The 6530-nt window shown below is 71.9% G+C and carries 6 protein-coding genes; 2 read left to right on the top strand and 4 right to left on the bottom strand.

Features of this window, described 5'->3' with window-relative positions:
- The 4 genes from MFF42_RS12325 to MFF42_RS12310 all read right to left on the bottom strand — a co-directional run.
- The coding region (locus MFF42_RS12325; RefSeq protein WP_238256007.1) for an MFS transporter at nucleotides 1-411 on the bottom strand (411 nt) is incomplete at its 3' end.
- Nucleotides 412-465: 54 nt separating this feature from the next.
- Nucleotides 466-1311, bottom strand: coding sequence for a class I SAM-dependent methyltransferase (locus MFF42_RS12320; RefSeq protein ID WP_238256006.1), 846 nt, complete (start codon nucleotides 1309-1311; stop codon nucleotides 466-468).
- Between the two features lie 181 nt (nucleotides 1312-1492).
- The gene (locus MFF42_RS12315; protein ID WP_238256005.1) at nucleotides 1493-3130 is read right to left on the bottom strand and encodes a dihydroxyacetone kinase subunit DhaK; all 1638 of its coding nucleotides are present in this window, start codon (nucleotides 3128-3130) and stop codon (nucleotides 1493-1495) included.
- A 331-nt stretch (nucleotides 3131-3461) separates the two neighbouring features.
- A complete protein-coding gene (locus MFF42_RS12310) occupies nucleotides 3462-5057 on the bottom strand; it encodes a gamma-glutamyltransferase family protein (protein WP_238256004.1) in 1596 nt (531 codons plus the stop codon).
- Between the two features lie 331 nt (nucleotides 5058-5388).
- Between MFF42_RS12310 and MFF42_RS12305 the strand changes: the two genes are divergently transcribed.
- Together MFF42_RS12305 and MFF42_RS12300 are read left to right on the top strand one after the other, a co-directional pair.
- Complete coding sequence (locus tag MFF42_RS12305; protein ID WP_238256003.1) at nucleotides 5389-5703, top strand: hypothetical protein; 315 nt, start codon at nucleotides 5389-5391, stop codon at nucleotides 5701-5703.
- A 156-nt stretch (nucleotides 5704-5859) separates the two neighbouring features.
- Nucleotides 5860-6530, top strand: a 671-nt coding sequence (locus MFF42_RS12300; RefSeq protein WP_238256002.1) for an ATP-binding protein, incomplete at its 3' end; no start/stop codon positions are given.

The raw sequence follows: 6530 nt of genomic DNA, 5'->3' as shown, positions 1-6530 counted from the left end.
GGCGGCGAAGCCGCGCCGCTCGGGGAACCAGCGCACCATCAGGCCGACCACGCCGACATAGACGATGCCGGTGCCGAGGCCGCAGAGCAGGCCGTAGGTCGCGTAGAGCCCCCACAGCGTGTCGGTGTAGGAGGCGGCGACCCAGCCCAGTCCCGAGAGGGCGGCGCCCAGCGCGATCATGGCCTTGGCGCTGAAACGCTCGATCAGCCAGCCCTGCACCGGCGAGAAGAAGGTCTGGAGCACGATCAGCATCGTGAAGGCGACCTGCACGGCGGCGAGGCTCGCGCCGGTGGTCGCCTGGAACGGCTTCACGAACAGCGTCCAGACATATTGCGGGCTGGAGATCGTCATCATGACGAGGAGACCCAGGCCGAGCTGGATCCACCGCGTCCGATCGGAAACTGTATGCATCATTCACTCCCTTACGGCGCCGTGGCGCCGCAAAGGGCATGCCAGAGGCGAACGTCAGGCTCGCGCGCTGACGAGCCAGCAGGCGGCGCCGAGATCAACCGGACCGGCCCCGAAGCGCTCGGCGAAGAGCTGCCTGATGATTTTTAAGGCAGCCTCCTGCAGCGCCGGCTCGCGCTCGCGCAGCAGGCGGGCGACGGGACCGCGGGTCGCCACGAAGTCGGCCGCCGCCTCGATGGTCTCGCCCACCCGCATCACCCGATCGACCGGCTCGCACTCGATGCCGCGAAAACCGGCTGCCTCAAGAATAGGCAAAAGCGCGTCCGGTGCGGCGAAGCGGAACGGCCCTGGGGCGCCCGGCTGCGGCGGGTCGACCTCCGGCAGGAGCGGCAGCACCGCGTCGCGCGGGACCGTGACCCAGGCGTTCTCCGCCATGCTCCGCCAGCAGAGAAAGCTCAGCCGTCCGCCCGCGGCGAGGGAGCGGCGGATATTGGCGAAGGCGGCGGTGGAATCCTCGAAGAACATCACGCCGAAGCGGGAGAGGGCGTGGTCGAAGCCCGGGCCGAAGGCGTGATCCTGGGCGTCGGCGCGAAGCCACGCGATCGGGGCGGTCCCCGGCGCTTCCCGCGCCGCCCGCTCGCGACCGACCGCCAGCAGCGGCTCCGACAGGTCGGCGGCGGTGACGTGCCCGCCGCTCCCGACCTGCCGCGCGGCAATGAGCGCGGTGTCGCCGGCGCCGCAGCCGATATCGAGCACGCGGGCACCGGCGCCGAGCGCGGCGCGGGCGAACAGGGCCTCGGTGAAGGGCGCGAAGGCGGAGTCGAGCGCCTCGTGGTAGGCGGCCCAGCGCTGGCCGACCTCGCCGTTCCAATAGTCGCTCTGATCCTTGTTCAGGGTGCTCATCGTCGCTCGTCTCGCTCTGTTTCCAGTCGATCGCTGCGGGTTCTGCCAGACGCCGACATCGCGAGGCGAAGCCGAAGCGATCCAGGGCGCGCCCTTTTCGGAGATGTCGCGCCCTGGATTGCCACGGCTTCGCCTCGCAATGACGGAAGGAGAGGCGGAAGCGATCCGAACGGATGACGTCTCACTTCGAATCCGCGGCCAATGCCTCGAAGGCGGTCGCCACCGCAACCGCTCCGGGGTCGGGATGGCCCTTCAGGTCGCTGACGGCGAGGTAGCTGGAGCGGCCGGTGCCGGCCCGCTCCATCGCGGCGGTCGCGTCGGCCCCCGCGCGGGCGGCCCGCGCCGCCGCGGCGAGACCGGAGGCCGACAGCGCCTCGATCGCCGGAATCGCCGCGTCGAGCATCGTGCGGTCGCCGGGGCCGGCGCCGCCGACCTCGCGCACCCGCTCCACGCCCGCGGCGCAGGCTTTCGCCCAGTCCGCCCCCTCGGCGAGCGCCGAGCCGGCGGCGGCGAAGAAGATCGAAAGCAGCACGCCGCTCGATCCCCCGGTGGCGCGGCCCAAGCGCTCGCCCAAGGCCCGGCACAGGGCGGCGGGCTCGGCCTGGGGCAGCCGGTCGAGGTCGGCCAGCACGGCGCGGGCGCCCTCGGCGAAGGTCGAGCCGGTGTCGCCGTCGCCGACCCGCGCGTCGAGGGCGTTGAGCGAGGCTTCCGCCGCGATCAGCGCCCGGGCCACCGCCTCGATCCGCGCGGCGACGACCGCATCCCGCGACGGGGCCGGCGTCGGCCCGCCGGACAGCCCCTCCGGCAGGGGCCGGACGACCGGTTCGCGCAAAGTCCGCGCCCGCGGCCAGGCGGCGACCGGCGTCTCGGAGACCAGCGCCGCCTCGATCGCGTCGTCCAGCGCCAGGAAGGTGAGGGAGGCGCCGTGCATGTCGAGCGCGGTCATGACCGGGGCGGGGCCGAGCAGCAGCCGCACCCGGCGCCCGAGTTCGGTCGCGAGCACCGCCTTGGTCAGCACCTCCATCTCGAGGGCCGTGGTCGAGCCGAGATTGTTGACGAGGAGCGCGAGCCGTTCGGCCCCCGCGATGGGGGCGGGGAAGCGGGCGGTCATGCGCTCGGCGAGCGCGTCGGCACGGGGCAGGTCGATGCGCTCGATGCCGGGCTCGCCGTGGATGCCGAGGCCGAGTTCCGCCTGGCCTTCCGACAGCCGCGGCTCCGGCTTCGAGCCGGGGATCGTCGCGGTGGAGACGGCGATGCCGAGGGTGCGCGCCGCGCCGGCCGTGCGCCGGGCGAGCGCCGCGACGTCTTCGAGCGAAGCGCCCGAGGCGGCGGCGTGGCCCGCGACCTTGTGGACGAGAAGCGTGCCGGCGAGCCCCCGCGGACGGGCCGCGTCGGGCAGGGCGATGTCGTCGGCCACCAGCACGGTCTCGACCCGGCGTCCGAGCGCGCGGGCGCGCTCGGCGGCGAGGCCGAAATTCAGGCGGTCGCCGGCATAGTTCTTCACGACGAGGACGCAGCCGGCCTCGCCCGTCACCGCGAGGATGCCGGCGAGCACCGCATCGACGGAGGGCGAGGCGAACACGTCGCCGCACACCGCCGCCGCGAGGAGCCCCGGCCCGACGAAGCCGGCATGGGCCGGCTCGTGCCCCGAGCCGCCGCCGGAGACCACGGCGACCTTTCCGGGCTCCGGCTCGGCCCGCAGCACGACGCGGATCTCGGGGTAGCCGTCGAGCCGCGCCAGCGCCCCGCCGCTGCCCGCGACGAGCCCGTCGATGGCGTCGGTGATGAGGTGGGCGCGGTCGTTGATGAAGTGGGCCAAGGATCGCTCCTCCCGACGCGCCACGTCGAGCGTGGGCTTTGGCCGAAACGTACTGCGCACGGAGACGTGAGCAAGTCCGGCCGTGGCCGTCTCAGAGCCTGTTTGAGCGACCTGTTCCGGCACCCACGACGATCCTCATGCTGAGGTGCTGCGCCAGCAGCCTCGAAGCACGCCCCGACGCTTGCCCCGGCAGATCGATGCCATGGGGCCATCGCTATGAGTTTGACCGTCCGGGATCGGCCCTTCCGGCGTGCTTCGAGGCCGAGCTGTCGCTCGGCACCTCAGCATGAGGAGGGGGATGCTTGCCAAATCACCCCTGTCAAACAAGCCTTCAGAGCCCCGCCGCGCCGCCGTCGGAGCGCGGATCGTGGGTCGCCTCGATCCGTCCGTCCCTGGGATGGCGGACCAGCATGCCGGCGTGGCCCAGCGAGTCGATATAGGCGCCGCCCAGCTCCTCGATGTCGTGGCCCAGGCGCCGGAGCGCCGCGATGCAGCCCGGATCGAACCGGTCCTCGACCTTCACGCTGAGCGACTCGGCGCCCCAGGTGCGGCCGTAGAGCAGGCGCGGCGCGTCGACCGCGTCGGCCACCGACATCCCGTAATCGGCGTAGCGGGAAAAGATCTGCGCCTGGAATTGCGGCTGCCCATCGCCGCCCATGGAGCCGTAGGACATCACCCGCCCGTCGTCGAAGGCGGCCAGCGCCGGGATCAGGGTGTGGAACGGCCGCCGGCCGGGCTCCAGCGGGTTCACGGCGGAGGCATCGAGCGAGAACGACATGCCGCGGTTCTGCCAGCAGATGCCGGTGGCGGGCAGCACCGTGCCGGAGCCGTATTCCCAGTAGACCGACTGGATGAAGGAGACGGCCATGCCGTCGTTGTCGATCGCGCCCATCCAGACGGTGTCGCCCTCGCCCGATCGCACCGGGATGCTGGCGGCGCGCCGCATGTCGATCAACGCCGCCTCGCGGTGGAGGCGCTTCGGATCGAGGAAGGCGGCTGGATCGCCCGTCAGGCGGTCGAAATCGGTGACGAAGCGGTCGCGGATGGCGAAGGCGCGCTTCGTCGCCTCGATCAGCCCGTGATAGTGGGCGATGCTCTCCGGCTCAGAGATGTTCAGCCGGTCGAAGATCCCGAGGATGATCAGCGCGGCGAGGCCCTGGGTGGGCGGCGGGAAGTTGTAGAGCGTGGCGTCGCGCCGCCGCAGGGACAGGGGTGCGCGCTCCTTGGCCGAATAGGCGTCGAGGTCGGCGCGGGTCACCGGCGCGCCGAGGCGTTCCAGGTCGCCCGCGATCTCGCGGCCGATATCGCCGCGGTAGAAGTCGTCGAGCCCGGCATGGACGAGCTGGGCCAGGGTGTCGGCGAGCTTGGGCTGCGTCCGGATCGCGCCCGCGGCGTAGGGCTTGCCGTCGTTCAGGTAGGTCGCGGCAAAGTTCGGCGCGTCGTGGAGCGTGTCGAGCTCCTTCGGCACGTAGCGCGCCTCCGAGGCCGAGACCGCGCAGCCCGCGCGGGCGTGGCGGATCGCGTCCGCGAGGATCGCGTCGAGGGGCAGCCGGCCGCCGAAGGCGCGGGCCATGTCGAGGGCGAGGCGCCAGCCGCCGACCGTGCCGGCGACCGTCACCGCCGCGTCGGGACCGCGGGAGGGAATGGCGTCGAAACCCTTCTCCCGGTAGCGGGCGCGGGTGGCGAGCCGGCCGGCCGGGCCGCAGGCCTCGATGCCGCGCACGCGGCCGTTCTTCTCGCGGATCAGCCAGAAGCCGTCGCCGCCGATGCCGTTCATGTGCGGGTAGACCACCGCGATCGTCGCGGCCATGGCGACCATCGCCTCGATGGCGTTGCCGCCCTGCGCCAGCACGCTCTGCCCGGCCGCGGCCGCGAGCGCGTGGGGGGCGGCGACGGCCGCGTGGGCGAAGACGGGGGTATCGGGCATGGACGGACTCTGACGAAACCGGAGGTCGGGAAAGGTGGGGTCGAGGGCAAGATCAGGACCATGCGCGGGCGCGAAGGGCAACCGCCACGCTCCCCGGCCCGGTGCAGTCCCGGCATTCGCCGGTCGCGCGACCGGCTTCCCCGAAGACGCTTCGGAGCCGCACGCGTCCCCGAATGCGCGTTCGAGGATCGCGCGAGATGGCCGGGTTTCCGAAGCTTCAAAAAGGTTCCGCCGACGCCCCCGCCTTTTCGCAAATGTTGCAGAAAAGGAACTGCGCGGGGGCCGGGGCAGTGACATGATCGCCCTCGCGAATCGGCGGACATCTCAGCACATGAAGCAGAACGACCGGGCGATCCTTCAGGATCGCGTGAGAACACTTGTCTTGCGCCATGCCCTGGAAGCAACGCTTCAGCGGCTGGCCGATCTTTCCGGCGGAAACGCCGAGGAAGAACTGTTGAGGCTCGAACACGCCATCGTCTTCGCCGCGCGGCGCGCCGGCGAAGCTCCGGGCACGCTGCAACTCGCCGCCCTGGTGGCCGTCGAAGATGCGGTGGCGGCCATCCGCGGCGCGTTCGACACCGCGCACCAGCGCATCGAGGGGGATCCGGCCGTGCGTCCCGCATCGCCGACGGCGCTCGCCGCCTGAGAGACGACATTTTCGTCGCCGATCCACGCCCACGGCGATTGAATTGCCGTCGCGCCATGGGCATATCGCCCCCGCTTTTTTCGAGTGTCCCGCGCGAAACCCCGGCCGCGCCGCCGGAGCCGTTCCGCGCGGCACTCCCAGTGCGGAGGCATGCTCTTGAGCGAGACGGTAGAGCGGCACGAATTCGGTGCCGAGGTCGGGCGCCTGTTGGATCTCGTCGTCCACGCGCTCTATTCCGACCGCGAGATCTTTTTGCGCGAACTGGTGGCCAACGCCGCCGACGCGACCGACCGGCGCCGCTTCGAGGCGCTGACCAACGAGGCCCTGGCGCTCCCCTCCGACGCGCGGGTGCTGATCGCCCCCGACAAGGCGGCGCGCACGCTCACGATCTCCGATTCCGGCATCGGCATGGGCAAGGAGGATCTGGCCCAGAATCTCGGCACCATCGCCCGCTCCGGCACCCGCGCCTTCTCGCAGGCGCTGGGCGAGGCCAAGGCGGGTGAGGGCGAGGATCTGCGTCCGAGCCTGATCGGCCAGTTCGGCGTCGGCTTCTACTCCGCCTTCATGGTGGCCGACCGCGTCACCGTCACCTCGCGCCGCGCCGGCTCGGACGAGGCCTGGACCTGGGCCTCCGACGGCAAGGGCAGCTACACCCTGGAGCCGGCCGCCCGCGAGCAGGCCGGCACCGACATCGTGCTGCACCTCAAGGAGGATGCCGACGAGTATCTCGAGAGCTACCGGCTCGACCACGTCGTGCGCAAATGGGCCGACAACATCGCCGTGCCGATCGCGATCCGCGACGCGGAGGGCAACGAGGAGGCGGCCAA

The sequence above is a fragment of the Methylorubrum podarium genome (genome assembly GCF_022179745.1).
Classification (GTDB): domain Bacteria; phylum Pseudomonadota; class Alphaproteobacteria; order Rhizobiales; family Beijerinckiaceae; genus Methylobacterium; species Methylobacterium podarium.
Note: the sequence above shows the minus strand (reverse complement) of the source record. Positions and strands in the feature narration are given on the sequence as shown.

Coding starts and splice junctions, on each gene's coding strand:
- MFF42_RS12320 (WP_238256006.1), bottom strand. CDS start 1,311: ATGAGCACCCTGAACAAGGATCAGAGCGACTATTGGAACGGCGAGGTC.
- MFF42_RS12310 (WP_238256004.1), bottom strand. CDS start 5,057: ATGCCCGATACCCCCGTCTTCGCCCACGCGGCCGTCGCCGCCCCCCAC.
- MFF42_RS12305 (WP_238256003.1), top strand. CDS start 5,389: ATGAAGCAGAACGACCGGGCGATCCTTCAGGATCGCGTGAGAACACTT.